Source organism: Streptomyces sp. NBC_00572 (genome assembly GCF_026341815.1).
Taxonomy (GTDB): Bacteria; Actinomycetota; Actinomycetes; order Streptomycetales; family Streptomycetaceae; genus Streptomyces.
Map to the genome: position 1 here is coordinate 6,949,516 of NZ_JAPENX010000001.1, position 26,506 is coordinate 6,976,021.

Below are 26,506 nucleotides of genomic sequence, written 5' to 3' on the forward strand. Positions count from 1 at the left end.
TCATGACAAGCGCGACCCCCCGAGGGTGTCTCTCCCTCGGGAGGTCGGGCCCTGTTCCTGCGCTCTCCGTCAGCCCGCGGCCCGGTACGCCTCCGTCAGCTTGCCGACCGCGCCCCCGAGATCACCCGTGAGCAGCAGATGGTCCGCGTCGGCGAACGGCTTCGCCGACGCCTCGGTGATGTTCTGGCCGATCTTCTTCTGCGCGATCTGCCGCGCCACCGCGAGGAGCTTCCGCCCCTCGGGGGAGTCGCCCCGGCCGACCGCCTGGAGTGCCTTGGCCGCGACCCGCAGCGCTCGCAGCGCGGGCTCGCCTCCGGTCGGCGCCGGGGTGAGGGTGGTCAGCCCCCAGCCGTACGGGTACTGCGGGTCGTAGCTGCTGTCACCCACGTTGAGGGGCAGCTGCGCCTCCGACTTCGGCCAGGTCACCGGAAGCTGACCGGTGAACGGCTGCCTGCCGTAGAGGACGTCGGCGACGCCGTCGCCCTCCGTGCCCGGCAGCCAGGACGCGACCAGGGTGTCGACGGCCGGCAGCCGGTCGCCGATGAGCTGAGGCCGTCCCGACACCACCAGGACCGCGCACGGCATCGCCGCGCAGACCTTGTCGACCGCGTCCTTGTCGGCGGCCGTCAGGTCGAGGTCGTTGCCGTTGCCCACGTCCCCGAAGCCCTCGGCGTACGGGGTCTCGCCGACCACCACCACACCGACGTCATAGCCCTCGGTCGGCGCGGAGGCGTCCTTCGACCAGCCGATCTCGGCCCCCGGCGCGGCCTTCCGCATCCCTTCGAGGATCGTCGTACCGGTCGTCGTACGCCCGGAGGAGCCCTGCCAGCTGATCGTCCACCCACCGGCCTGGTTACCGAGGTCATCGGCGTTCGACCCGGCCACGTAGACCTTCTGGGAAGGCTTCAGCGGCAGGACGGAGCCCTCGTTCTTGAGGAGCACCTGCGACTTCGCCACGGCCTCCCGCGCCACCGCGCGGTGCTCGGCCGAGCCGATCGACGGCAGGTTCGTGGTGTCCGCGTACGGCTTCTCGAACAGACCGAGGCGGAACTTCTGGGTCAGGATGCGGGCCACCGCGTCGTCGATCCGCCCGGTGGTGATCCGCCCGGCCCCGACCTCGGCGGTCAGGGTCCGGGTGAAGTCCTGGTAGTTCGTCGGCACCATGATCATGTCGAGGCCGGCGTTGACCGAGGTGCGCACATCGCTGGGGTAGTCGCCGGGGATCTGGTCGATGGCCTGCCAGTCGCTGATGACGAAGCCCTCGAAGCCCATCCGGTCCTTCAGGACGCCGTTGATCATCTCGGCGTTGGCGTGCATCTTCACCGGACCCTGCTCGTCACCCAGGATGTCCAGGGACGAGTACGAGGGCATGACCGTGCCGGTGCCGCGCTTCACCGCCTCGGCGAACGGCGCGAGGTGCACCGCTTCCAGCTCCGCGCGGGTGACCTTGGTGACGCCCTGGTCGATCGTGTACGAACCGGTGGCCGAGGAGCCGAACGCGGTCCCGCCGTCGCCGACGAAGTGCTTGGCACTGGTGAGGACCTTGTCGTTGCGGTCGAGGTCCTTGCCGTTCCGCGCGCCCTGCATGCCGTTGATGACGGTCTCCATCGCGGTCACCAGCGCCGGATCCTCGCCGAAGGCCTCGTAGGAACGGCCCCAGCGCTCGTCGCGGGTCACACAGAGACACGGGGCGAAGTCCCACGGGACGCCGGTCGCCCGTACCTCCTTCGCGGTCACCGAGCCGGTCCGCGCGGCGAGCTCCGGGTCACGGCCCGCGCCGATGCCGATGTTGTGCGGCATGATCGTCGCGCCGATGACGTTGTTGTGCCCGTGCACCGCGTCCACGCCGTAGATCAGCGGGATCTGGAATCGGGTCGCCTGCGCGCGCAGCTGGTAGGCGTCCACCATCGCGGCCCAGGCCGCGGGCGTGTTGGGCGTGGGGACCGAGCCGCCGCCCGAGAGCAGGGACCCGAGGGAGTATCCGGCGATGTCGCCCGGAGCCCGCAGCGCGTTGCGCTCGGCCTGGGTCATCTGGCCGGCCTTCTCCTCCAGGGACATCCGGGAAAGGAGATCGGCGACCCGCTTCCGTACCGGCAGCCTGGTGTCGAGGTACGGCAGGCCGTGGGCGTTCACCACGACCAGCGGGGTCTCGGCCGGGGCCTTGGCGCCGTCCACCGTGAGCCGCAGCGGAATCGTCTCGGCGGACTCGGCGGCACCGTCCTTCAGGGTCTGCACGGTGATCGAGCGCGTCGTACCCGAGGGCGTCCCGGCGGGGAACACGACGCTGCCCGTGACCGGTCGGTAGTCCTTCCCGGGCTCGGCGCCGCCGCCGGTCTCCGTCTCGTACGCCACGGTGACCGGCTCACCGATCGGCCCGGAGCCGGTGGTGGCCACCGAGACGTCGACCCGGGCGCTGCCGCCCTCGTCGACGGGGTGCACGACGGACTTCGTGACCACCTTGGTGTTCAGGGCGGGCTCCGCCGTGCCGTACAGCTCCACGCCGTCCAGGGCGAACGCCCCCGGCGCACCGGTCGGGAGCGTGACGGCGTACCCCCACATCCGGTCGAGCCCGAGCACCTGGTCGATTCCGCCGACGGGCTGGTAGTCGGCCCGGTACTGGAAGGTGGAGAACGGGATCTCCACGAGGTGCCAGCCCTCCCAGTCGTCGGTGAAGGAGGTCGTCCACAGCTCGGACGCCTCGCCGTTCGCGCCGCCGTCCTTGATCTCCAGGGCGATCCGCTTGCCCGAGCCGGGCGGCAGCGGCGCCGTGTTCTGGCCGTACCACCAGAAGCGGATGCCCCTGTACGCCGTCCAGTCGTGCGCCGGCTGGTCGAACGCGAAGTCGTGGGTGAAGCCGCCCCAGCCGCTGATGTCGTAGCGGCCTTCGAGGACCTTGCCGCCCTCGGGGGCGTCGGCGCGCTCCTTCAGTTCGAGCTTCGGGTGGGACTCGGTGGCATTGCCCCAGGTGAACAGGCCTTCCGCGGGCGGCGGCGCGAACGGGATCTCCCCCTCGAACCGGTCGACGGCTCGGGGTACGGGTTCCTGGGCGGCGGCACTCGGCAGGCCGCCGGTGAGCAGACCGGTGAGGACGGCGGTCGCGGCGACGACCGCGGCGCTCACCGTTCTTCTGCTGGGACGAGCGGGGGGCATGCGGGCTCCTTGAAGGGCCTTCTGATGGGGGAGGAGGGCGGAGGGGCGGGCCGGATCAGGCCGCGTTGTGCGTCCACTTCTGGTTGGCCCCGCCGGTGCAGGACCAGATCTGGGCCCGAGTCCCGTCGGCGGAGGAGTTGCCGGTGATGTCCAGGCACTTGTTCGCGCCGGTGTTGACCACGTCGTGCGTGGTGGCGTTGTACGTCCAGCGCTGCGCGGCCGTGCCGTTGCAGTTGTACAACTGGACCTGGGCGCCGTCGGCCGTCGAACCGCCGCTGACGTCGAGACACTTGCCGAGCGCCCGCACGCTGCCGTCGGCGGCGAGCGTCCAGCGCTGCGCCTCGGTGCCGTTGCAGCCGTACAGCTGGACGGGGGTGCCGTCGGCGGTGGCGCCACCGGCCACGTCCAGGCACTTCCCGGCCAGACCGGTCAGCGTCCCGCCGCCCGTCTCACCGCCGCCGGTCGTCCCCGACCAGGTGAAGGTCGCCGTGGTGCGGGCGGGCAGGGTGTACGTGAAGGACTGGTTGCCCCAGTTGACCCGGACGGACTGGGCGGAGGTGCCGCCGTTGTGGGCGATCAGCGCCTTGGAGCCGTCGGAGTTGCGCCAGGCCACGTTCTGGACCGTGCTGTTCGCGGTGGAGTCGATGCGGTACGCGCCGGGCTTCACGAACTTGGTGAGGTGACCCGTCGTGTAGTACTCGACCGTGTAGTCGACCTGGCCGGCCCGGGCGCCCCCCTCCTGCACGGTGATGAGACCGGTGCAGGTGCCGCAGCCGCCGTTGTGCGGGCCCATGCTCTGGTTGAGCCCGAGGCTCCACTTGACCAGGCTGCCGCTCCAGTTGCGGGCGTAGTTGACGATGTCGCTCAGGTCCTCGTTGTGCTGGTTCCCGATCCAGGTGCCGCCCGAGTGCTCGGTGCTGAACTGCTTCACCGACGGGTACTGGTTGTGGACCTGGGTGCCCACGGCCGGGTCGCCGGCGTAGCCGTGCCAGGCGATGCCGCCGAACAGCGGGTCGTTGCGCACGCCCGCGTCGTTGAGGATCCCGGCGCCGAAGTTGGCGTAGTCGCCGTAGTTCCAGTCGTGCACCAGGACCTTGGTGGTGATGCCCGCGGCCCGGAAGGCCGGGTAGACGTGGTTCTTGGTGAACTCGACGAGCCCGGCCGGGTTCCAGCTCATGCCCGGGTAGTTCATGGCGGTCGGGTTGCCGGCCTGACAGCAGTTCGGCTCGTTCTGCACGGAGAGGTAGTCGACCTTCACCCCGGCGGCCTGGTAGCTCTGTACGTACTTCACCAGGTACTGGGCGTACAGCGGGTAGTACTCCGCCTTCAGCCAGCCCATCTGGTCCATCCGGCCGTTGTCCTTCATCCAGCCCGGGGCGCTCCACGGCACGCCCTTGACGCGCAGGGCCGGGTTGAGCTGCTTGGCCTGGGCGGTCAGCAGCCGGACGTCGGTGTCGTAGCCGTTGCTCCCGAAGTCGTTGAGGTCGCAGCAGGTGTCGTCGAGGGAGACGTTCCCGGGCCGGGAGAGGTCCGAGGCACCGATGGGGTTGCGGACGAAGGACAGGCCGATGCCCTCGGTCGGCGAGAACAGCTTGCGCATCACCTCGTCACGGGTCGCGGCGCTGACGGCTCCGCCGCGCAGCAGATGCGCGGTGGTGTCGGTGATGGACGCGCCACCGCCCTCGAACTGCTGGTACGTGGTGTTCTCGTTGACGGTGATCGTGTGGTTCGCGGTGCCACCGGACGGGCCGAACGCGAGGGGCGCCTGCTGGGCGAGACCGCGCGTGACGGTACGGCCGCCGGAGTCGGAGGTGGTGGTGAGCCAGACGTCGACCCGCTCGCCGGCGGCCTGTGCGGTGCCGGGGCCGGTGAGGACGAGGCTGCTCGCGACGAGGGCTCCCGCGGTGAGTGCGGTCAGTGGCCGCAGACGGTGGGTGCGGGGCCCGGCGTCGTCTCCTCGCTCCGCTCTCCCCGCTCCTCGCCGGAGGAACGTGCGTACCCGCATGCGTGTGGTCTGCACCTGACAACCCTTTCGCCGTTTCGCGCCCGACGGACAACAACAGCAAGCCTTTTATCAAGGCCTGAAGTTATGAGGCGCCCTTCTGCCCGTCAACCCTTCAAGCGTTGTCGGCTCTCATGGGTTGCGTTCGTCGACCGCAAGAGCATGCCAACGACGCAACTCGCTTGCGAAGTTTGCGATACTCTTGCGTTCATGACGCGACGACTTGCTCAAGTGGCCAAGAAGGTGGGAGTCAGCGAGGCGACGGTCAGCCGTGTCCTCAACGGAAAGCCCGGTGTCTCCGAGGCGACACGGCAGTCCGTTCTCACCGCTCTCGACGTGCTCGGCTACGAGCGGCCCACGCAGCTGCGGGGCGAGCGCGCCCGCCTGGTCGGCCTGGTCCTGCCGGAGCTGCAGAACCCCATCTTCCCCGCGTTCGCGGAGGTGATCGGCGGCGCGCTCGCACAGCAGGGCCTCACTCCCGTCCTGTGCACCCAGACCAAGGGCGGCGTCTCCGAGGCGGACTACGTGGACCTCCTCCTCCAGCAGCAGGTGTCCGGAGTCGTCTTCGCCGGCGGCTTGTTCGCGCAGGCCGACGCGCCGCACGACCACTACCACCAGCTCGCCGAGCGCAACATCCCGGTGGTCCTGATCAACGCCTCCATCAAGGGGCTCAACTTCCCCTGCGTCTCCTGCGACGACGCCGTCGCCGTCGAACAGGCCTGGCGCCACCTGGCCTCCCTCGGGCACGAGCGGATCGGGCTCGTGCTCGGCCCCAGTGATCACGTCCCCTCGCGCCGCAAGCTCGAAGCGGCCCGGGCCGTGGCCGAGGCCGCCGGCGGTGCGCTGCCGGACGAGTTCGTCGTACGGTCGATCTTCTCGCTCGAAGGCGGGCAGGCCGCCGCCACCCGTCTCCTGGAGCGCGGTGTCACCGGCATCGTGTGCGCCAGCGACCCGCTCGCCCTCGGCGCCATCAGGGCCGCGCGCCGCCGCGGACTCTCGGTCCCCTCGCAGGTGTCGGTCGTCGGCTTCGACGACTCCGCCTTCATGAACTGCACCGAACCGCCGCTCTCCACCGTGCGCCAGCCCATCGAGGCGATGGGGCGGGCCGCCGTCGAGCTGCTGTGCGCCCAGATCTCGGGCACCCAGACGGATCCCGGCGAGCTTCTCTTCGAGCCCGAACTCGTGGTGCGCGGTTCGACGGCGCCGCCGCCCACCGTCTGATCCTTCCGCTCTCCGTTCCCCGGCTCCGGCGCCGGGGAGGCCTCACCGCCTCCCCGGCGCCGGAGCCGTTTGTCGTTGACCTGCGCGGATGTGAGCCCTCAACTTCCGTTTCTGCCACGGCTGTTGACAAAGCGGTGACCTGCTAGAAACCTGACACCCCGGCGGCGCAAAAGATTAACGAAAATGCTCAATAAGTCTGTATCTCGCCGTCATTCATTGTCAGAGTTCCGCTGGGTTCCTGGCGAGAGGCCCTGTGTCGGCTCCGAGCCGTGGCCCAGCAGACGGAGAGGCCCATATGAGAGGCAAAATCCTGAGCTGGCGGCTGACGGTCGGCGTACTGATAGCCGGACTGATCGCCGTCGGACTCCTGCCCGTCACCGCGTACGCGGCAGCCGCACCCAACCTGGCCCTCGGCAGAACGGCGACGGCAACCGGCGCCCACGGCGCGTACCCGGCCGGCAATGTCACCGACGGAAGCCAGCAGTCCTACTGGGAGGGCCCGGCCGGGTCGTTCCCACAGTGGGTCCAGGTCGACCTCGGCGCCGGAACCCGCGTCGACAGCGTCGTACTGAAGCTCCCCACCACCTGGGAGGCCCGCTCCCAGACCGTCGCCGTGCTCGGCAGCACCGACGGCGGCACCTTCACCACCCTCGCCGCACCCCAGTCACGGGCGTTCGACCCCTCCTCGGCGAACACCGTCACCCTCGGCGTCACCTCCGCCACGACCCGGTACCTCCGCGTCCAGGTGACCGCCAACACCGGCTGGAACGCGGCCCAGCTCTCCGAGGTCGAGGTCTACGGCGAGGGCGACCAGGGACCGGTCGACCCGCCGCCCAGCGGCACCAACCTGGCTCGCAACAAGCCCATCGAGGCGACCTCGACGACCCAGACGTACGTCGCGGCCAACGCCAACGACGACACCACCGCCTCCTACTGGGAGTCCGCGGGCTTCCCGTCCAGCCTCACCGTGAAGCTCGGCGCCAACGCGAACGTCACGGGCGTCGTCGTCAAGCTCAACCCCGACCAGGCCTGGGGCCCCCGGACGCAGGCGATCCAGGTCCTCGGGCGTGAGCAGGCCGCCTCCGGCTTCACCTCGCTCAAGGCGCGGGCCGACTACGCGTTCAGCCCCTCCACCGGACAGAACACCGTCACCATCCCGGTGACCGGCAGCTATGCCGACCTGCGGCTGACGTTCTTCTCCAACACCGGCGCCCCCGGCGCCCAGGTCGCGGAGTTCCAGGTCGTCGGCACGGCGGCACCCAGCCCCGACCTCACCGTCACCGACCTCACCTGGAGTCCGTCCGCCCCCTCCGAGACGGACCCCGTGACCGTCAACGCCACCGTGCGCAACGCCGGCACCGCCGTGGCCGCCGCCACCACCGTCGAGGTCAGCGTCGAGGGCGCCGTGGCAGGGTCCGCCCAGGTCGGCGCGCTCGCCGCCGGTGCCTCGGCGACCGTGCCGGTCACCATCGGCAAGCGGCCCATGGGCTCGTACACGGTCTCGGCCGTGGTCGACCCGACCGACACCGTCCCCGAGCCGGACAACGGCAACAACAGCCGGACGGCCTCGACGAAGCTCGTCGTCGGCCAGAGCCCCGGCCCCGACCTGCGGGTCACCGGCATCACCACCAACCCGACCAGCCCGGCAGTCGGCTCCGCCGTCACCTTCACCGTCGCGGTCCAGAACCGCGGCACCACCACCGCACCCGCCGGCACGATCACCCGGCTGACCGCCGGAACCAGCACCCTCAACGGCTCCACCGGCGCCATCGCCGCAGGCCAGACGGTCAACGTGCCGATCTCCGGGAGCTGGACCGCCACCACCGGCGGTGCCACGCTCACCGCGACCGCCGACGCCACCGCCACCCTCACCGAGATCGACGAGACCAACAACGTCTTCTCGCGCTCCCTCGTCGTCGGCCGGGGCGCGGCCGTTCCCTACACCGAGTACGAGGCGGAGGACGCCCGCTACCAGGGCACCCTGCTCACCGCCGACCAGAAACGGACCTTCGGACACACCAACTTCGCCACCGAGTCATCCGGCCGCAAGTCGGTCCGCCTCAACACCACCGGCGAGTTCGTCGAGTTCACCTCCACCAACCCGGCCAACTCCGTCGTCGTCCGCAACTCCGTGCCCGACGCGGCTGCCGGCGGCGGCGCCGAGGCCACCATCAGTCTCTACGCGAACGACGTCTTCGTCCGCAAGCTGACCCTGACGTCCAAGCACAGCTGGCTGTACGGCAGCACCGACGACCCCGAGGGACTCACCAACCGGCCCGGCGGCGACGCCCGGCGCCTGTTCGACGAATCCCACGCGCTGCTCGCCCAGTCGTATCCGGTGGGCACGAAGTTCCGCCTCCAGCGCGACGCCGGGGACTCGGCGTCCTTCTACGTCATCGACCTGATCGACCTGGAGCAGGTCGCGCCCCCGGCCGCGAAGCCGGCGAACTGCGTGTCCATCACCGAATACGGAGCCGTCCCCAACGACGGCATCGACGACACCGACGCCCTCCAGCGCGCGGTGACCGCCGACCAGAACGGCCAGATCCCCTGCGTCTGGATCCCCGCCGGCCAGTGGCGCCAGGAGCAGAAGATCCTCACCGACGACCCGCTCAACCGCGGCCAGTTCAACCAGGTGGGCATCCGCGACGTCACCATCCGCGGCGCGGGCATGTGGCACTCCCAGCTCTACACCCTCACCCCGCCGCACGAGGCCGGCGGCATCAACCACCCGCACGAGGGCAACTTCGGCTTCGACATCGACCACAACACCCAGATCTCCGACATCGCCATCTTCGGCTCGGGCGCGATCCGCGGCGGTGACGGCAACGCCGAGGGCGGCGTCGGCCTCAACGGGCGCTTCGGCAAGGACACCAAGATCAGCAACGTCTGGATCGAGCACGCCAACGTCGGCGTCTGGGCCGGGCGCGACTACTCCAACATCCCCGAGCTGTGGGGCCCCGGAGACGGCCTGGAGTTCACCGGCATGCGGATCCGCAACACCTACGCCGACGGCATCAACTTCGCCAACGGCACCCGCAACTCGACCGTCTTCAACTCGTCCTTCCGCAACACCGGAGACGACGCCCTGGCCGTCTGGGCCAGCAAGTACGTCAAGGACACCGCGGTCGACGTCGGCCACGACAACCACTTCCGCAACAACACCATCCAGCTGCCCTGGCGGGCCAACGGCATCGCGGTCTACGGCGGCTACGGCAACACCATCGAGAACAACATCATCTCCGACACCATGAACTACCCCGGCATCATGCTGGCGACCGACCACGACCCGCTGCCCTTCTCCGGCCAGACCCTCATCTCCAACAACGCGCTGCACCGTACCGGCGGCGCGTTCTGGAACGAGGACCAGGAGTTCGGCGCCATCACCCTCTTCGCCCAGGGCCAGCCCATCCCCGGCGTCACCATCCGGGACACCGAGATCCTCGACTCGACCTACGACGGCATCCAGTTCAAGACGGGTGGCGGCGAGATGCCGGACGTGAAGATCACCAACGTCCGCATCGACAAGTCGGTCAACGGCTCCGGGATCCTCGCGATGAGCGGCGCCCGCGGCAGCGCGACGCTGACCGGCGTGACCATCACCAACTCGGCCGAGGGCGACGTCCTCGTCGAGCCCGGTTCCCAGTTCGTCGTCAACCGGACCGGCTGACCCCGTGCACACGAATCGAGAGCGAGGACCGATGAGTTTCCGCCACTGGCGATCACGGGGCCTGAGCGCCGCGATCGCCACCAGCCTCCTGGCACTGGGAGGACCCCTCATGTCCGCCCAGGCGGCGGGCGGCCCCAACATCGCCCTGGGCGACGCCGCCGCGGCGTCCGGTGCCCACGCCGAGTACGGCGCCGCGAACATCACCGACGGCAATCAGGGCACGTACTGGCAGAGCGCCGGCAGCACCCTGCCCCAATGGGTCCAGGTCGACCTCGGCGCCACGACCCGCGTCGACGAGGTGGTTCTCAAGCTGCCGGCCGGCTGGGAGAGCCGTGACCAGACGCTCTCCGTCCAGGGCAGCGCCGACGGCACGAGCTTCGCCACCCTGAAGAACTCCGCCTCCTACACCTTCAGTCCGGGCGCCGCCAACACCGTCACGGTCGCCTTCCCCGCCACCCAGACCCGGTTCGTACGGGTCGACATCACCGCCAACACCGGCTGGCAGGCCGCGCAGCTCTCCGAACTGGAGGTCCACGCGGCCGACGGGTCCTCGGCCGACCTGGCGAGCGGCCGCACCCTCACCGCGAGCAGCCACACCGAGGTCTACGCGGCGGGCAACGCCAACGACGGCAACCGGGCAACCTACTGGGAGAGCACCAACAACGCCCTCCCGCAGTGGATCCAGGCCGACCTCGGCGCGTCCGTCCGCGTCGACCGGGTCGTCCTCCGGCTTCCCGACGGCTGGGGCGCGCGAAGTCAGACCCTCAAGATCCAGGGCAGCGCGAACGGCACTGCCTTCACCGATCTGACCGCATCCCAGGCGTACACCTTCGACGCCGCCGGAGGACGGGCCGCGACCATCACCTTCGACGCGACCACCACCCGGTACGTCCGGGTCCTCGTCACGGCGAACAGCGTCCAGCCCGCCGCCCAGCTCTCCGAGCTGGAGATCTACGGACCGCAGACGGGCGACACCCAGGCCCCGACCGCCCCGGCGAACCTCGCCTTCACCCAGCCGGGCACCGATCAGATCCGCCTCACCTGGAACGCCGCCAGCGACAACACCGGCGTGACCGGCTACGACATCTACGCCAACGGCACCCTGCTGACCAGCGTCGCGGGCAACGTCACCACCTTCACCGACACCCGGCCGGCGAGCCAGACGGTCACCTACCGGGTCCGCGCCAAGGACGCCGCCGGCAACCAGTCGGCCGACAGCAACGCCGTCACCCGCACCGGCGACACGGGGGACACCCAGGCCCCGACGGCTCCCGCGTACCTCGCGTTCACCGAGCCCGCAGCCGGTCAGATCAAGCTGACCTGGAACGCCTCCTCGGACAACACCGGCGTCACCGGCTACGACGTCTACACCGACAACGTCCTCCGGGGCAGCGTCGCCGGGAACGTCACCACCTACACCGACACCCAGCCGGCCTCCGCGACCGTCACCTACCGCGTCCGCGCGAAGGACGTGGCGGGCAACCAGTCGACCGACAGCAACTCCGTCACCCGCACCGGCAGCGGCGGTGCCGGCTCCAACCTCGCTGTCGGAAGGGAGATCAACGCCTCGTCCGTCGTGCACACCTTCGTCGCGGCCAACGCCAACGACAACAACACCAGCACCTACTGGGAAGGCGCGGGCGGCAGCTACCCGAACACCCTGACCGTCAAGCTGGGCTCCAACGCCGACGTCAACAGCCTCGTCCTCAAGCTCAGCCCGGACACGGCCTGGTCGACCCGCAGCCAGACCGTCGAGGTCCTCGGCCGCGAACAGAGCGCCACAGGCTTCAGCGGCCTCGCCGCCGCGAAGAGCTACACCTTCGACCCGGCGAGCGGCAACACCGTCACCATCCCCGTCTCCGCCCGCGTCGCCGACGTCCAGCTGAAGTTCACCGCCAACACCGGCTCCGCGGCGGGCCAGCTCGCAGAGTTCCAGGTCGTCGGCGTCCCCGCCCCCAACCCCGACCTCGAAGTCACCGGCCTCACCACCACACCCGCCTCGCCCGTCGAGTCGGACCCGATCACCGTCAGCGCCACCGTCCGCAACAGCGGCCCGGCCGCCGCACCGGCCAGCGCCGTCGCACTGCGCCTCGGCGGCACCAAGGTCGCCACCGCCCAGGTCGGCGCCCTGGCCGCCGGCGCCCAGACCACGGTCACCGCCTCCATCGGCGCCCGCGACGCGGGAAGCTACCAGCTCAGCGCCGTCGCCGACGAGGCGAACGCCGTCATCGAGCAGAACGAGTCCAACAACACCTACACCCGGCCCACCGCCCTGGTGGTCACGCCGGTGTCGAGCTCCGACCTGGTCGCCGCCTCGGTGACGACCTCGCCCTCCAGCCCGTCCGCCGGTGACGCCGTCACCTTCAAGGTGGCCGTCAAGAACCAGGGCACCGCGGCGAGCGCGGCGGGTGCCCACGGCGTCACCCTCAGCCTCACCGACTCGACGGGCGCCGTCGTCAAGACCCTGACGGGCACCCACAACGGAGCCCTGGCGGCCGGCGCGAGTTCCGAGGTGAGCCTCGGTCCGTGGACGGCGGCCAACGGTTCCTACACGGTGAAGACGGTCATCGCCGACGACGCCAACGAACTCCCGGTCAAGCGCACCAACAACACCTCCACTCAGCCCCTCTTCGTCGGACGCGGCGCCGACATGCCGTACGACATGTACGAGGCGGAGGACGGCACCGTCGGCGGCGGAGCCACGGTCGCAGGGCCCAACCGCACCATCGGTGACATCGCGGGCGAGGCGTCCGGCCGCAAGGCCGTCAACCTGGACGCGACGGGGGAGTACGTCGAGTTCACCGCCCGGCGCTCGACCAACACGCTGGTGACCCGCTTCTCCATTCCGGACGCCCCGGGCGGGGGCGGCATCGACTCCACCATCAACGTCTACGTCGACGGGGTGTTCAAGAAGGCGCTCCCGCTGACGTCGAAGTACGCCTGGCTGTACGGCGCCGAGGCCGGGCCCGGCAACTCCCCGGGCTCGGGGGCACCGCGCCACATCTACGACGAGGCGCACCTCCTCCTCGGCGAGACCGTCCAGGCGGGCAGCAGGATAAGGCTGCAGAAGGACGCGGCGAACACCTCCACGTACGCGATCGACTTCGTCAACCTGGAGCAGGTCGCCCCGGCCTCGAACCCGGACCCGGCCACGTACACCGTGCCGGCCGGATTCGGCCACCAGGACGTGCAGAACGCCCTGGACAAGGTCCGGATGGACACCACCGGAACTCTCGTCGGTGTCTACCTGCCGGCGGGTGACTACCAGACGTCGAGCAAGTTCCAGGTGTACGGGAAGCCGGTCAAGGTGGTCGGCGCCGGACCGTGGTTCACCACGTTCCACGCGCCGTCGACCCAGGACAACACCGACGTGGGCTTCCGCGCCGAGGCGGCGGCCAAGGGCTCGCTGTTCAAGGGCTTCGCCTACTTCGGCAACTACACCTCGCGCATCGACGGACCGGGCAAGGTGTTCGACTTCGGGAACGTCTCCGACATCGTCATCGACGACATCTGGAACGAGCACATGGTGTGCCTCTACTGGGGCGCCAACACCGACCGGATGACGATCAAGAACTCCCGGATCCGCAACATGTTCGCCGACGGAATCAACATGACCAACGGCTCGACGGACAACCACGTCGTCAACAACGACGCGCGGGCGACCGGTGACGACAGCTTCGCCCTCTTCTCCGCGATCGACGCCGGCGGCGCCGACATGAAGAACAACGTCTACGAGAACCTCACCACCACCCTGACCTGGCGAGCGGCGGGCGTGGCCGTCTACGGCGGCTTCGACAACACCTTTCGCAACATCCACATCGCCGACACGCTCGTCTACGCGGGCATCACCATCTCGTCCCTGGACTTCGGCTATCCGATGAACGGCTTCGGGACCGAACCCACGACCTTCGAGAACATCTCCGTCGTCCGGGCGGGCGGCCACTTCTGGGGCTCCCAGACCTTCCCCGGCATCTGGGTGTTCTCCGCCTCGAAGATCTTCCAGGGCATCAGGGTGAACCATGTGGACATCGTCGACCCCACGTACAGCGGGGTGATGTTCCAGACGAACTACGTGGGCGGTCAGCCGCAGTTCCCCATCAAGGACACCGTTTTCACGGACGTCTCGATCACGGGGGCGCGCAAGAGCGGTGACGCCTTCGACGCCAAGTCCGGCTTCGGCCTCTGGGCCAACGAGATGCCCGAGTCGGGGCAGGGTCCCGCCGTGGGTGAGGTGACCTTCAACGGACTCCGGCTGAGCGGCAACGCCGTGGACATCCGTAACACCACGTCCACCTTGAAGATCAACGTCAACCCGTAACCCCGGCCCCATCGACGTCGACCCCTAACCCCGGCCCGCCTACCCCGCGAGACCGATGCAGGTGGCTTGCAGTCACTTGCATCGGTCTTGCGTGCGTTCTGCCCGCCCCTTGAAACCGTCGAGCCGGTCGACTGCTCCGGCAGACCCCTGAACTGTCGGTTTCCTGAGCGGCTGACCCTACTCATCTCCCGATCCCTGTCAGGCAATTACGAAATCAGCGCGATATCTTGCGTTCACTTGTTGAGGGTGGTTGAGTGTGCGGCGCCCCACAACGCACAGGCGGTGGGGCGACCTCCACGTTCAGGCCCGAAGGGGACCACCCATGAGAAGAGCCCGGTTCCGCCGTACGCGCCGCGCCAGCGCGGTCACCCTCGTCTCCGCGCTCACGCTGACCGCGCTCGCCGCCTGCGGCACGAGCAGCAGCGACAACAACGGCAGCGGCGGTTCCGAGGGCGGTGGGTCCTCCGACCCCACCGCCCCGCTGGACCCGAAGACCAAGGTGACGCTCACCATCGACTGCATGCCCCCCGCGGCGAAGGCGGCCGAGCTCAAGGAGTGGAAGGAGGACGTCGCCGAGTTCAACAAGACCTATCCGAACGTCACCATCGAGGGCCGCTCCACCCCCGGCCAGTGCCTGGAGCCGCCGCGTTTCACCGCGATGCTCAAGGCCAAGTCCCAGCCGGACGTGTTCTACACCTACTTCACCGACCTGCCGCAGGTCCTCGACAACGACGGCGCCGCGGACATCACCGCGTACGTCAATGACAAGAGCGTGCCGCTCCTCAAGGACATCGACCCGAACGTCCTCGACTCCCTGAAGCAGGACGGCAAGCTGTACGGCCTCCCCACCAGCAACTACACGATGGGCCTGCTCGTCAACCGCAAGCTCTTCACGGACGCCGGCCTGGACCCCGACGCCCCGCCGCGCACCTGGGCCGAGGTCCGCACCGCCGCCAAGAAGATCGCCGGGCTCGGCAACGGCATCGCCGGCTTCGGCGAGTACAGCGCGGGCAACACCGGCGGCTGGCACTTCACCGCGCAGATGTACAGCGTCGGCGGCGAGGTCGTCGACGCGAGCGGCAAGAAGGCCGCCTTCAACAACGAGCTCGGCAAGCAGGTCGCGAAGAACCTCCACGCCATGCGCTGGGAGGACGACAGCATGGGCAAGACCCAGCTGCTCAAGTGGGGCGACCTGCAGAAGCAGATAGCCACCGACAAGCTCGGCATGTTCCTCGCAGCCCCCGACGACATCGCGTACATGGTCCAGCAACTCGGTGCGAAGTACGAGAACTTCGGGATGGGACCGATCCCCGGTGAGAAGAACACCCTGGCCGGCGGCAACAACTACATGATCAAGAAGGGGATCTCGGGAGACAAGGTCAAGGCCGCGATCGCCTGGCTGAACTTCAAGAACCTCACCGTCGGCAAGGGACAGTTCGACTGGGCCCGCACCAAGCAGGACGCCCTCCCCGTCGGCGTCCCGCAGCCCAACTTCTGGCTGAACGACTCCAAGACCAAGGACGACGCGGCACGCGTCACCAACGCCACCATGCCGGTCCAGAACTTCAAGGCCTTCATGGACAACCCCGTCGCCGGCAAGGCCGAGCCGCCGAAGGCGCAGGAGGTCTACAAGGTCCTCGACAACGTGATGTCCGGCCTCCTCACCAACAAGGACGCCGACATCGACAAGCTCCTCGCCACCGCCGAGGCGCAGGTCAACCAGGTCCTCGCACAGCAGTGACGGGACCCGGCGGGGGCGGACCGAACCGCCCCCGCCGGCCCACGAACCCCACCCAGGACTCCACCCCGGCAGACCAGCACCAAGGAGCGACGATGTCGGCCCCCAGCGTGACCCCGAGCAAGGCGGGCAGCCCCCGCCCCTCCCCGCCGCCGGCGGCGGGCCCCGTACCCCCCGGTGGCCGTGACCGCTTCGCGAAGAGCCTGCGGCGCAACCTCACCGCCCACGGCTTCCTCATCGGCGCCGTCCTCTGCTTCGCGTTCTTCTCCTGGTACCCGATGGTCAGGGAGTTCCTCCTGGCCTTCCAGAAGACCGAGAGCGGACAGACGACCTGGGTCGGCCTGGACAACCTCGTCACCGTCGTCAACGACCCGGCCTTCTGGCAGGCCTGGCGCAACACGCTCCTCTTCACCGTCCTCGCGCTGGTCTTCGGCTTCGCGGTCCCCTTCGCCGTCGCCCTCGTCATCAACGAGTTCCACCACGGCCAGGGCTATCTGCGGCTGCTCGTCTACCTGCCCGTGATGCTCCCGCCGGTCGCCTCGGTCCTCCTCTTCAAGTACCTGTACGACCCCGGCTACGGACTCCTCAACGAACTCTTCCGCTTCCTCCACCTCCCCGAGCAGCAATGGCTTCAGGACCCCGACCTCTCCATGCTCTCGGTCGTCATCGCGTCGACCTGGATGAACATGGGCGGCGCGGCCCTCATCTACCTCGCCGCGCTCCAGAGCATCCCCGGCGAGCTGTACGAGGCCGCCGAGCTCGACGGCGCCGGGCTGTTCCGCAAGATCTGGCACGTCACCATCCCGCAGACGCGCCTCATCCTCTCCCTGATGCTGCTCATGCAGGTCATCGCCACCATGCAGGTCTTCGTCGAACCGTTCCTGCTCACCGGCGGCGCGGGCCCCGAGGGATCGACCACGACCGTCGTCTACCTCATCTACCAATACGCCTTCAACTTCAACAACTACGGTGCCGCGTCGGCGCTCGGTCTGCTCCTGCTCGTACTCCTCGCCGGATTCTCGGCGGCGTACGTGAAGCTCAGCCGCGCCGAGGACGAGTAGGACCGGGGAGACCAGCATGTCCACACGCACACTCATCTCGCCCGCGCAGCTCGCCCGCCCGCGTGGCAAGGTCCTCTACTGGGTGGTCTTCGCCGTGGTCGTCGGCGGCTTCACCCTGGCGTTCCTCGGACCCCTCTACTGGATGGTGTCCAGCGGCCTCAAGGACACCCAGGAGGTCATCCGGACCCCGCCGACCCTGGTACCGGAAACCTTCGCACCGGAGAACTACTCCCGCGCCTGGGAGGTCATGGACCTCTCCACACTCCTCTTCAACACCCTCTACTACGCGTTCGGCGCCCTCGCCTTCCAGCTCGTCCTGGACGTGGCCGCCGCCTTCTCCCTCTCCAAGCTGCGGCCGATCTTCGGCAAGGCCGTGCTCGGCATGATGCTCGCCACCCTGATGATCCCGGCGACCGTCCTCGTCGTACCCCAGTACCTGACCGTCCTGGACCTGCCGATCTTCGAGCGCAACCTGCTGAACTCACCCTGGGTGATCTGGCTGCCCTCGGTGACCAACGCGTTCAACATCTTCCTGCTCAAGCGCTTCTTCGACTCGATCCCCAAGGAGCTCCTGGACGCCGCCTCCATCGACGGGGCGTCCCCGATGCGGATCCTGTGGTCGATCGTGCTGCCCATCTCACGGCCGATCCTCGGCGTGGTGTCCATCTTCGCCGTCGTGGGGGTCTGGAAGGACTTCCTCTGGCCGATGCTCACCCTGCCCGACCCGGCCGGCCAGACCCTCAACGTCGGCATCTACTCCCTCTCCAACGGAGTCCCGGTCAATGTCCTGATCGCCGCGCTCGCCATCGCCTCCGTGCCGACCCTCCTCATCTTCCTGGTCTTCCAGCGCAACATCATGAGCGGCCTCACGGCGGGCGGCCTCAAGGGCTGACCAGCCGGCCTCCCGGGCCACGGCCGTCGCCCCCGCCCCGCCCTCCGCACCCCGAATCCTTCGTCGCCGGCCTGCCTTCCCATGCCCCGCAGCATCCGGGCCGGCGACGAAGCACCCCGACCTGCCCGAAAGGACCGTCACGTGGCAGCCCCTCACTCGCATCGCACCGACGACTGGTGGCGCGACGCCGTCATCTACCAGGTGTATCCGCGCAGTTTCGCCGACGGCGACGGTGACGGCACCGGGGACCTCGCGGGAGTCCGGGCGAGACTGCCCTACCTCGCCGAACTCGGCGTCGACGCCGTCTGGTTCACACCCTGGTACCTCTCGCCGCTGGTGGACGGCGGCTACGACGTCGCCGACTACCGCACCATCGACCCCGCCTTCGGCACCCTCGCCGAAGCCGAGAAACTGATCGCCGAAGCCCGCGAGCTGGGCATCCGCGTCATCGTCGACATCGTCCCCAACCACGTCTCCGACCAGCACGCCTGGTTCCGCGCCGCCCTCGCGGCCGGCCCCGGCAGCCCGGAGCGGGAACTCTTCCACTTCCGGCCCGGCCGGGGCGAGTACGGCGAACTCCCGCCCAACACCTGGCCCTCCCAGTTCTCCGGACCGACCTGGACCCGGGTCGAGGACGGCGAGTGGTACCTCCACCTCTTCACCCCCGAACAGCCCGACCTCAACTGGGCCCACCCGGCGGTCCGCCGGGAACACGAGGACGTCCTGCGCTTCTGGTTCGAACGAGGAGTCGCCGGCGTACGGATCGACTCCGCCGCGCTGCTCGCCAAGGACCCGGCACTCGCCGACTTCGTCGAGGGCGTCGACCCCCACCCGTACATCGACCAGGACGAACTCCACGACATCTACCGGTCGTGGCGCGCGATAGCCGACGAGTACGGCGCCGTCTTCGTCGGCGAGGTCTGGCTCCCCGACTCCGAGCGCTTCGCCCGCTACCTCCGCCCCGACGAACTCCACACCGCGTTCAACTTCACCTTCCTCTCCTGCCCCTGGGAGGCGGGCCGGCTGCGCCGCACCATCGACGACACCCTCGCCGAGCACGCCCCCGTCGGCGCCCCCGCGACCTGGGTCCTCTGCAACCACGACGTCACCCGCACGGTCACCCGGTACGGGCGCGCCGACACCGGCTTCGACTTCGCCACGAAGGCCTTCGGCACACCCACGGACCTCGCCCTCGGAACGCGGCGGGCCCGCGCGGCGGCCCTGCTCACCCTGGCACTCCCGGGATCGGTGTACGTGTACCAGGGCGAGGAACTGGGGCTGCCCGAGGCGGAGGTACCGCTGGACCGGATCGAGGACCCCATGCACGCCCGCTCCGGCGGCACCGACCCCGGCCGCGACGGCTGCCGCATACCCCTGCCGTGGACCGCCGGAGCACCCTGGTACGGGTTCGGCTCCGACGCCGGCTCCGAGCCGTGGCTTCCCCAGCCCCGGGACTGGGACGACCACGCGGTGGACCGGCAGCAGGCGGACGGGACGTCGATGCTGGCGCTGTACCGCGAGGCCCTGAGGCTGCGCGGCTCGGTCGAGGGCTTCGGGGACGGCCCCATGACCTGGCTGCCCGCGGCGGACGGAGTACTCGCCTTCGCCCGCAGCGAGGGCCTGCTGTGCCTGGTCAACCTCTCCGCGACCCCGGCCGAACTCCCGGCGTACCAGCGCCTGCTCCTGGCGAGCGGCCCCTTGGCCACCGACGGCCGCCTGCCCGCCGACACGGCGGTGTGGCTGCGCACCTGAAATCACGGCGGGCGACCCTCCGGGCGCTCCCGGCGCCGAGAACCGGCACCGGGAGCGCCGTGCAGCGTCCGATAGTTTGACCGGCGTCACGCATCGGCGGCCGGCTCAGGGGACTTGAGGAGTCGGCCCTGCACAGGGGGAAGTACATGCGGCAGCTCACGCCCGACGATCCGACACACATCGCCCGCCACCGGCTGCTCGGCCTGCTCGGCGAGGGCGGGATGGGCCGGGTGTACCTCGGGCGGTCCGAGAGCGGGCGCACCGTCGCGGTCAAGGTCATCCAGCGGGAGTACGCGCGGGACCCCGAGTTCCGGCGACGGTTCGCGCGCGAGGTCCAGGCCGCCCGCAGCGTCGGCGGGGAATGGACCGCCGCCGTCCTCGACGCCGACACCGAAGCCGCCGTGCCCTGGGTCTCCACCCAGTACGTCCCCGGCCCCGACCTGCACACCGTCGTCTCCCGGGACTACGGCCCATTGCCCGAGCACTCCGTCCGTACCCTCGCCAACCGGCTGGCGCTCGCGCTCCAGGCCATCCACGGCGTCGGCCTTGTCCACCGCGACCTCAAGCCCTCCAACGTCCTGGTCACCGTCGACGGCCCCCGGGTCATCGACTTCGGGATCGCCCGCGCCCTGGACGCCCTCGCGGGGGACACCGTCCTGACGCGCAGCGGAGCGATCGTCGGCTCGCCCGGGTTCATGTCCCCGGAGCAGGTGAGGGGCGAGGAACTGACCCCGGCCAGCGACGTGTTCTGCCTCGGAGCGGTACTCGTGTACGCCGCGACGGGCCGTCAGCCCTTCGGCGGCCCCGCCGGGGGCAGCCCGCACGCCCTGATGTTCCGCGTCGTCCAGGAGGAGCCGGATGTCACCGGCGTCCCGGACACCCTGGCCGCTCTCGTACGCGCCTGCCTGAGCAAGGACCCCACGGCCCGGCCCACACCCCGGCAGATCGCCGAGGCGACCGGCACCCTGCCCGCCGGGACCTGGCTGCCCGGCGAAGTACTGGCCCAACTGGGCAGCCACGCCGCACGATTGCTCGACCTGGAACCGGGGCCGGAACCGCAGCCCGCCCGGCCGACACCGACGGCGTACGACAACCAGACGGCTCCCCTTCCGGCCGCACCGGTCCCCGCGCACGCGCAGCCCACGCAACCGGCCGCCGTGCCACCTCCACGACCGCCGATGCCGGCCGCTCCTCCGGCGGCGGAGCTCCGGGCGCAGCCCGGCGCACCGGCGCGGAGAGTCCGACGCGGCGCCCTCGTGGGCGCGGTACTGACCGTGCTCGCCATGCTGGGGCTGTGGGGAGGCGCCATGCCGCTGATGGCCTTCCAGCTCCACCTCTGGACGGGCGACGGGCGGAGCATCGACGCCAACGAGTCGACGTACGAACTGCTGGGCCTCGACCAGTTCCCCGAACCGGCCCCGGAGAGCGGCCTGCTGTCCTGGTCCTGGCTGCTCATCGCGCTCCTCGCACAGGCCGTCCTCGTATACCGGGCCACCGAACCCCGTCTCCCACCCGCCCTCTTCCTGCGCCTGCTCGGCTACGCGTGCGCGCTCGCCCTCCCGGTCCGCCTCACCGCGGCCGACGTGTGGTGGGAAGTCCGGGACCTGACGAGCTCGCTCCCTTCCCACGTCGTGGAGAGCGCCACCTTCTCGTACGAGGGCGGCTGGTGGCTCCTGCACGCGGGCGCGCTCCTCGGTCTCGCCGCCTTCGTCTGGCAGGACCTCCGGTCGTTCCGTGCACGAGCGTCCCAGCTCTGACCTCCGCCGGGTGCGGGCTCAGACCGAGTCGCCGAACCGGCGGAGGACCTGAGGCAGATAGTCCGCGCCAGGGCCGAGGCGGGCCGCCTCGGCAGGCGAGCCCACGAAGGCCACCGCGTCGAGCTCGGGCCCGGCGCCACGCCCGGTCTCCGCGGCGACGATCTCGGCATGGCGACGGAGCACGAGGGCGCGGGCCACGGGCGGGGCGAGAAAGTGGAAGCCGAGGCTGCCGAACCGGCGTCCCCGGGTGACCGCGAACAACCGCAACTCCTCTTCGGCGATCCGGAGCCCGACCTCCTCGGCCAGCTCACGCACCGCCTCCCGCCGCAGGGCTCCCGCATCGAGGGGCCGACCCTCCTCCGGTGGCTCCACCGAGCCCCCGGGAAGAGACCAGCCGCCGGGGGCGGCGGTGGAGGGCGACCCCCGCCCGACCACGAGACCGGCCTCGGTGGGCAGCAGAACGGTGACGTACACCGACCCGGGCACGTCCTCGGGAGGCCGGAGCCGACGCAGCGCCCGGTAGCGGTAGGTGACCCGCGCCCACCGCGCCACCAGCGCACCAGGTGCGGGGAGTTCGATGCCCAGGCTCGCGACCAGGGGGCCGTCGAAGGTGTCGGGGTCACGGGCCTGCGTACCCACCCAGATCCGGTCCATCTCCTTCCGCTCCGCCGGTGACAACACGGGTGGCGGATGTTCGACGAAGGTGATCCGGCGGGCGTCGAGAAACTCGACGGGCGCGATCGGGCCGAGCCGGCTGGGACGGTCACTCATCACGGGCGAGACCTATCGTCGGGGGCGGGCAGAGAACGAGGACGGAGTCCATCCGAGCCCTCCGACCTCCGGCGGGCCACGGTGTGCACGAGGCGGGCCAGATCGCGGAACGGGCTGCGCCAGGAGGCGGTCCACTCGGTTTCCAGCGCCGCCGGGTAGGCGTCCTCCCCGGGGCGCCAGCCGTCGTCCAGATGGTCGTGGAAGATCCGTACGCCCTGCCACGGCAGGGGGACCAGGCCGTGGTCACGTGCCAGTGCGTCCAGGGCCTCGGGGGTGTCGCCCCGGGTGCGCAGACCGAGATTGCCGATGCTGGCGTCGCTGCCGCTCTCGATGAGCGCCCGCGCCTCCTCGTACGCTCCCCGGAGCGCCTCACGCGCACCGATCGACCGCCGATTCCTGGTCAGGACGCTCAGCACCCCGCCGGGCGCGACCAGCCCGGAAAGCCGGGCGACCGCTTCGGTGGGCTCCTCCAGGTACATCAGGACGCCGTGACAGCACACCGCGTCGAAGTGCTCCTCCCCGAAGGGCAGCGAGAGCACGTCGGCCTCGACGAATCGCCCCCCGACGGCGGCGAAGTCCACGGCGCATTCCACGGTGAGGCCGTCGGTCACCGCGTCACCGTCGCGGCCGGGCGTCACCACCCCACCTCCGAGTACGTCAGGCCCGCCAGAACGCCCTCGATCGCCACACGCGTGTACGGGACGATCGGTTCGGGCAGCTCCTTCGCGCTCCACCAGCTCCACGCCAGACACTTGTCGGGTTCACGGAGCCGCGGCGTGCCCTGCCACCGGCGGGCGCGGAACACCAGCTGCATGCGCGGCCGCTCCCCGGGCCGGTCCACGACGTGGGCGACGTGGACGAGTTCGACGTCGCCGGGTTCGATCACGAGCCCGGCTTCCTCCCGTGCCTCACGGACGAGGCACGCGACGGCCGACTCGGCCTCGCAGTGCCCGGCCAGGAAGTGCCAGGTGTTCCCCGCGAACGCGGAATCCGGGTGGCGAAGCCCCAGCAGTACCTTGCCGTCGCGCTCCAGGAACAGGTGCACGCCGACGACGTGCAGCACGGTTCCGTCCCGGTGCGCGGTGTTCTGGTCGGAGCCGTCGGGAGGGGTGGGTGACACGGGCGGTACCTCACGTGGGTCGGGGAGCGGGTGACGGGGACTTCGGGGAGCGGGTGACGGGGACCGAGGAGAAGGCGCGCGCTACCTGAGGTGGTCGCGGAGGACCTCCTCCGCCTCGTCGAGCCGCTCGCGCAGTACGACCGCCGCCAGGACGCGACTTCGGGCGTACGCCTCCAGGGACGGGGTGACCGGTCCCAGCCCGTCGGCGACGGTGTTCAAGGGATAGACCATGCACCCGAGGTACGCCGCCGTCAGCCGCACCACGCTCACCAGCTCCTCCACCGGCAGTGTCGGGTGCAGTTCGTGGTAGGCGGCGGCGAGCCGGGCGAGACCTTCCGGCCAGTCCGCGTGGGTCAGCACGGTGCGCGGGTCGAGCGCGAGGCGCCCCAGCTCCCACACCGGGTTGCGCCGGGCCGGCGGGTGGAAGTCGATCACGGCGGCGACGTGGTCACCGCGCAGCAGTACGTTCGGGCCCGACAGGTCCCCGTGCACGATCTGCGAGGTCGTCTCCGGCGGAGCCTTCTCAAGCAGCCGTTCCACGAGCGGCAAGGCGGCAAGCCGTTCCCCCGCGACTCTCGACGCCCACTGCTCGAAGCTGCTGCGCGGCGGCTCCGCCTCGTACCGGCGCACCAGGTCCATGAGCCGCACGCGGGCGCGCGCCGGGTCGAAGGACCGATCCCGTACGCCGAGCGTGGGCGGGCCGAGCGGGTGGCGGGCCAGGCCCCGGTGCAGACGTCCGATCGCCGAGCCGACGGCTTCCCATCTCCGGCCCGCGAGCTGTCCGTCGGCCGTGACCGCCCCGACGACGTACGCCGTCACGGAGAGGGCCGTGCCCTTGTACGAGGCGACCAGCCGCTCCTGGTCGACGACCGGGCGGGCCCGAGCCACGGGCACGCCGCAGAGCCCGGCGTACTCGCTCAGCCGGGCCGCGCTCTCGGCCCGTCCGAGATCCGTCCCGGCCGCGTACGTCTTCACGAACCAGCGGTCGCCCGCGGCGGTCTCCGCCACGTAGTTGCGGGTCGCGGTACCCGACGGACCTTCGGCGAGGGAGGCCGGAACGATGCCGAACTCGCCGGCGAGCAGGAGCGTGACTCGGTCGAGTCGCGAGCGGGAGCTGATGGTCACGACCCAGCCTTCCCGCTGCGCCCGGCGATATACGTACCGACACCGTCACCGACCACGGCGTGACAGCGGAGAACACAGGGGTACGGTGGCCGGTCCTCGTGATCGAGCTGCCCGCCGAGCCGACACGACACCGGGTAGCCGTGTGGCGGGCCGGGCCCTGGACGAGGGGCGTCTGACCACCCGCACCGGTCTGACGGCAGGACTCCTCATCACCGCCGCGGGCCTCGGCTGCGCGATGCTGCCCGGACTCCTCGGGGTGCTGACCGGGGCAACCCTCATCGGCGCGGGCACCGGCCTGATCACCCCGCTCGGCTTCGCCGCCCTCGCGGCCGGCACCCCGCAGGAGCGGCTCGGGCAGACCATGGGCTCGGCCGAACTCGGCCGAGAACTGGGCGACGCGGGCGGCCCCTTGCTCGTCGCCGCCGTCGCGACGGTCACGACCCTCACCTACGGCTTCGCCGCCCTCGCCCTCCTGCTGGCGATCGGCCCACTCCTGGCCCTGCGCCGCAGAGTCGCCTAGAGCCGGGCTTCGCCCTCCCTCACTCCCGCATCCCGGATCATCTCCATCACCGCCCCCGACACCGCGTGCATCCGGGGCTTGCGGAGGTCGAGGACCGGTTTCGGGTTCGAGATGCCGTGGGTGACGAGCAGGTTCATCAGGGGCCAGAGGGCTGCGGAGCGTCTCGGCAGGGGGATCACACGACCGTCCGGCGCGATGACCCGGGCCGTCGTGACGCCGGCGAGAAGATGGGTGCGGGCCCAGTCGACCACCTGGGACCTGCCGTTCGGGCTGACCCGGAGGACGACGTCCCTCGTGTGGTGAAGGACCGTGAGGTAGTTCATCGGGACGGTGAGACGCCGGGTCACGTCGTACGCGGGAGAGCCGTCCGCCGGACGGACGCGCAGCAACGTGTCCAGGACCGGACCGTGGTCCTGGAAGGTGGTCCGCCCGCGCAGCGCCAGGAAGCGGGCGAGTACCAGGTGCCCACCGCGGCGCGACCAGCGGCGGGGGACGGAGCCGAAGGTCCCCTCGCCACCCGGGAGGAACTCCGCCAGCCAACGTGCCTCCTCGCCCGGCTCGGTCACCGGCGCCCGTTCCTCGGTGACGTCGCGGGCCACGGCGGCGTACCGGGCCGCCGTGGCCGCGTCGAGGAGCCGGAGGTCGATGAGGTCGCCGTCCATCACGACGCCGCCGACCGACCGTGAGATCCGCATCTGCTCCAGCTGACGCCGGGCGTGACGGGTCACGTCGGTCATGCGTCCGTCGAGGTCGATCACCCGGCAGGTTCTCGTCCCGGCGAGGAGGAGGCTGCGCGGCCAGAGGACCGTGACCCTCCCCGGCGTCGGCGCCTCGGGGGGATCGACGAGGACGGCCAGGCGCCCCGCCGTGATCGCCGACAGGCACAGGGACGGCACCTGGACCTCTTCGGTGACCTCGCGTCCCCCGGAACCCCGGCCGGAGTCCTCCCCGTCGTGGACCCACAATCTCAGCTCGACCGTCGCCTTGAATTCCGCCGGATCGTGATTGCCCCCGTACGTCGTGAACGTCGCACCCCCTTCGGGGCTGTACCGCACGAACGACGCCTCCAGGACATCCGCTCTCACCAACCGCGCGCCCGGCGCACCCTGCGGGGACCGGGGTGCCCACACCACCGAGGTGTCGTCCCCGTACGCGAGGCCGGCGTCCCGCGTACGGCTCCGCCGCGTGATCCGGGGAAACTCCTGCCCCGCGCTCCTGACGGCCGAGAACGGGATCATGATCGTTCCCACCGCGCCGATGCCCAACGCGCCGGCCACCCAGAACCATTCGGCACCCTCGACCCAGGCGACGTACCCCACGACGAGGAACACCGGTCCGGCCAGACCGGCGAACGAGGCGAGGATCAGATTGCCGATGAGCACGCCCGTGTAACTGCGCATGCACCCCTC

The 26,506-nt window shown here is 70.3% G+C and carries 16 protein-coding genes; 9 read left to right on the plus strand and 7 right to left on the minus strand.

Going from position 1 to position 26,506, the window contains the following annotated elements; translation table 11 throughout:
* Positions 1–69 precede the first annotated feature (69 nt).
* On the minus strand, positions 70–3,150 hold the full coding sequence (locus OG514_RS31340) for a glycoside hydrolase family 3 N-terminal domain-containing protein (RefSeq protein ID WP_266900506.1): 3,081 nt from the start codon (positions 3,148–3,150) through the stop codon (positions 70–72).
* 55 nt (positions 3,151–3,205) lie between these two features.
* Positions 3,206–5,170, minus strand: coding sequence for a lectin (locus OG514_RS31345; RefSeq protein ID WP_266900508.1), 1,965 nt, complete (start codon positions 5,168–5,170; stop codon positions 3,206–3,208).
* Positions 5,171–5,362: 192 nt separating this feature from the next.
* Between OG514_RS31345 and OG514_RS31350 the strand changes: the two genes are divergently transcribed.
* The 8 genes from OG514_RS31350 (at position 5,363) to OG514_RS31385 (ending at position 21,561) form a co-directional block, all read left to right on the plus strand.
* Positions 5,363–6,373, plus strand: a complete 1,011-nt coding sequence (locus tag OG514_RS31350) for a LacI family DNA-binding transcriptional regulator (protein ID WP_266900510.1) — start codon at positions 5,363–5,365, stop codon at positions 6,371–6,373.
* A 295-nt stretch (positions 6,374–6,668) separates the two neighbouring features.
* Positions 6,669–10,043, plus strand: a complete 3,375-nt coding sequence (locus OG514_RS31355) for a CARDB domain-containing protein (RefSeq protein ID WP_266900512.1) — start codon at positions 6,669–6,671, stop codon at positions 10,041–10,043.
* A 31-nt stretch (positions 10,044–10,074) separates the two neighbouring features.
* Positions 10,075–14,361, plus strand: a complete 4,287-nt coding sequence (locus OG514_RS31360; RefSeq protein WP_266900514.1) for a discoidin domain-containing protein — start codon at positions 10,075–10,077, stop codon at positions 14,359–14,361.
* A gap of 322 nt (positions 14,362–14,683) precedes the next feature.
* Positions 14,684–16,102 carry an ABC transporter substrate-binding protein gene (locus OG514_RS31365; protein WP_266900516.1) on the plus strand — a complete coding sequence of 473 codons (1,419 nt, stop codon included), beginning with the start codon at positions 14,684–14,686 and terminating at the stop codon, positions 16,100–16,102.
* Positions 16,103–16,194: 92 nt separating this feature from the next.
* Positions 16,195–17,160: a carbohydrate ABC transporter permease gene (locus tag OG514_RS31370; protein WP_266900518.1), complete on the plus strand. Its 966-nt coding sequence runs from the start codon at positions 16,195–16,197 to the stop codon at positions 17,158–17,160.
* A 16-nt stretch (positions 17,161–17,176) separates the two neighbouring features.
* Positions 17,177–18,052 (plus strand): carbohydrate ABC transporter permease, encoded by an 876-nt coding sequence (locus OG514_RS31375; RefSeq protein ID WP_266900520.1) that lies wholly within the window; start codon positions 17,177–17,179, stop codon positions 18,050–18,052.
* Positions 18,053–18,193: 141 nt separating this feature from the next.
* Positions 18,194–19,804 carry a glycoside hydrolase family 13 protein gene (locus OG514_RS31380; protein WP_266900522.1) on the plus strand — a complete coding sequence of 537 codons (1,611 nt, stop codon included), beginning with the start codon at positions 18,194–18,196 and terminating at the stop codon, positions 19,802–19,804.
* 146 nt (positions 19,805–19,950) lie between these two features.
* Positions 19,951–21,561, plus strand: coding sequence for a serine/threonine-protein kinase (locus OG514_RS31385; RefSeq protein WP_266900524.1), 1,611 nt, complete (start codon positions 19,951–19,953; stop codon positions 21,559–21,561).
* Between the two features lie 18 nt (positions 21,562–21,579).
* Here OG514_RS31385 and OG514_RS31390 read toward each other — a convergent pair whose 3' ends face one another.
* The 4 genes from OG514_RS31390 to OG514_RS31405 form a co-directional block, all read right to left on the minus strand.
* A complete protein-coding gene (locus tag OG514_RS31390) occupies positions 21,580–22,332 on the minus strand; it encodes an NUDIX hydrolase (RefSeq protein WP_266900526.1) in 753 nt (250 codons plus the stop codon).
* Positions 22,332–22,970, minus strand: a complete 639-nt coding sequence (locus tag OG514_RS31395) for a methyltransferase domain-containing protein (protein ID WP_266900528.1) — start codon at positions 22,968–22,970, stop codon at positions 22,332–22,334. Before OG514_RS31395 ends, OG514_RS31390 begins: the two co-directional genes overlap by 1 nt.
* On the minus strand, positions 22,967–23,452 hold the full coding sequence (locus OG514_RS31400; protein ID WP_266900530.1) for an NUDIX domain-containing protein: 486 nt from the start codon (positions 23,450–23,452) through the stop codon (positions 22,967–22,969). The genes OG514_RS31395 and OG514_RS31400 overlap by 4 nt, the downstream gene beginning before the upstream one ends.
* Positions 23,453–23,533: 81 nt before the next feature.
* On the minus strand, positions 23,534–24,577 hold the full coding sequence (locus tag OG514_RS31405; RefSeq protein ID WP_266900532.1) for a phosphotransferase enzyme family protein: 1,044 nt from the start codon (positions 24,575–24,577) through the stop codon (positions 23,534–23,536).
* Positions 24,578–24,719: 142 nt separating this feature from the next.
* On the opposite strand from OG514_RS31405, the gene OG514_RS31410 reads away from it, so the two are divergent.
* Positions 24,720–25,097, plus strand: a complete 378-nt coding sequence (locus OG514_RS31410; protein ID WP_266900534.1) for an MFS transporter — start codon at positions 24,720–24,722, stop codon at positions 25,095–25,097.
* Here the strand turns inward: OG514_RS31410 and OG514_RS31415 are convergent.
* On the minus strand, positions 25,094–26,497 hold the full coding sequence (locus tag OG514_RS31415; RefSeq protein ID WP_266900536.1) for a hypothetical protein: 1,404 nt from the start codon (positions 26,495–26,497) through the stop codon (positions 25,094–25,096). The two genes, OG514_RS31410 and OG514_RS31415, sit on opposite strands and share 4 nt — an antisense overlap.
* Positions 26,498–26,506: the final 9 nt, after the last annotated feature.

Excerpts from the sequence above, each read along its gene's own strand:
- OG514_RS31340 (WP_266900506.1), bottom strand. The coding sequence starts at position 3,150 with ATGCCCCCCGCTCGTCCCAGCAGAAGAACGGTGAGCGCCGCGGTCGTC.
- OG514_RS31350 (WP_266900510.1), top strand. The coding sequence starts at position 5,363 with ATGACGCGACGACTTGCTCAAGTGGCCAAGAAGGTGGGAGTCAGCGAG.
- OG514_RS31355 (WP_266900512.1), top strand. The coding sequence starts at position 6,669 with ATGAGAGGCAAAATCCTGAGCTGGCGGCTGACGGTCGGCGTACTGATA.
- OG514_RS31360 (WP_266900514.1), top strand. The coding sequence starts at position 10,075 with ATGAGTTTCCGCCACTGGCGATCACGGGGCCTGAGCGCCGCGATCGCC.
- OG514_RS31365 (WP_266900516.1), top strand. The coding sequence starts at position 14,684 with ATGAGAAGAGCCCGGTTCCGCCGTACGCGCCGCGCCAGCGCGGTCACC.
- OG514_RS31370 (WP_266900518.1), top strand. The coding sequence starts at position 16,195 with ATGTCGGCCCCCAGCGTGACCCCGAGCAAGGCGGGCAGCCCCCGCCCC.
- OG514_RS31375 (WP_266900520.1), top strand. The coding sequence starts at position 17,177 with ATGTCCACACGCACACTCATCTCGCCCGCGCAGCTCGCCCGCCCGCGT.
- OG514_RS31385 (WP_266900524.1), top strand. The coding sequence starts at position 19,951 with ATGCGGCAGCTCACGCCCGACGATCCGACACACATCGCCCGCCACCGG.
- OG514_RS31390 (WP_266900526.1), bottom strand. The coding sequence starts at position 22,332 with ATGAGTGACCGTCCCAGCCGGCTCGGCCCGATCGCGCCCGTCGAGTTT.
- OG514_RS31415 (WP_266900536.1), bottom strand. The coding sequence starts at position 26,497 with ATGCGCAGTTACACGGGCGTGCTCATCGGCAATCTGATCCTCGCCTCG.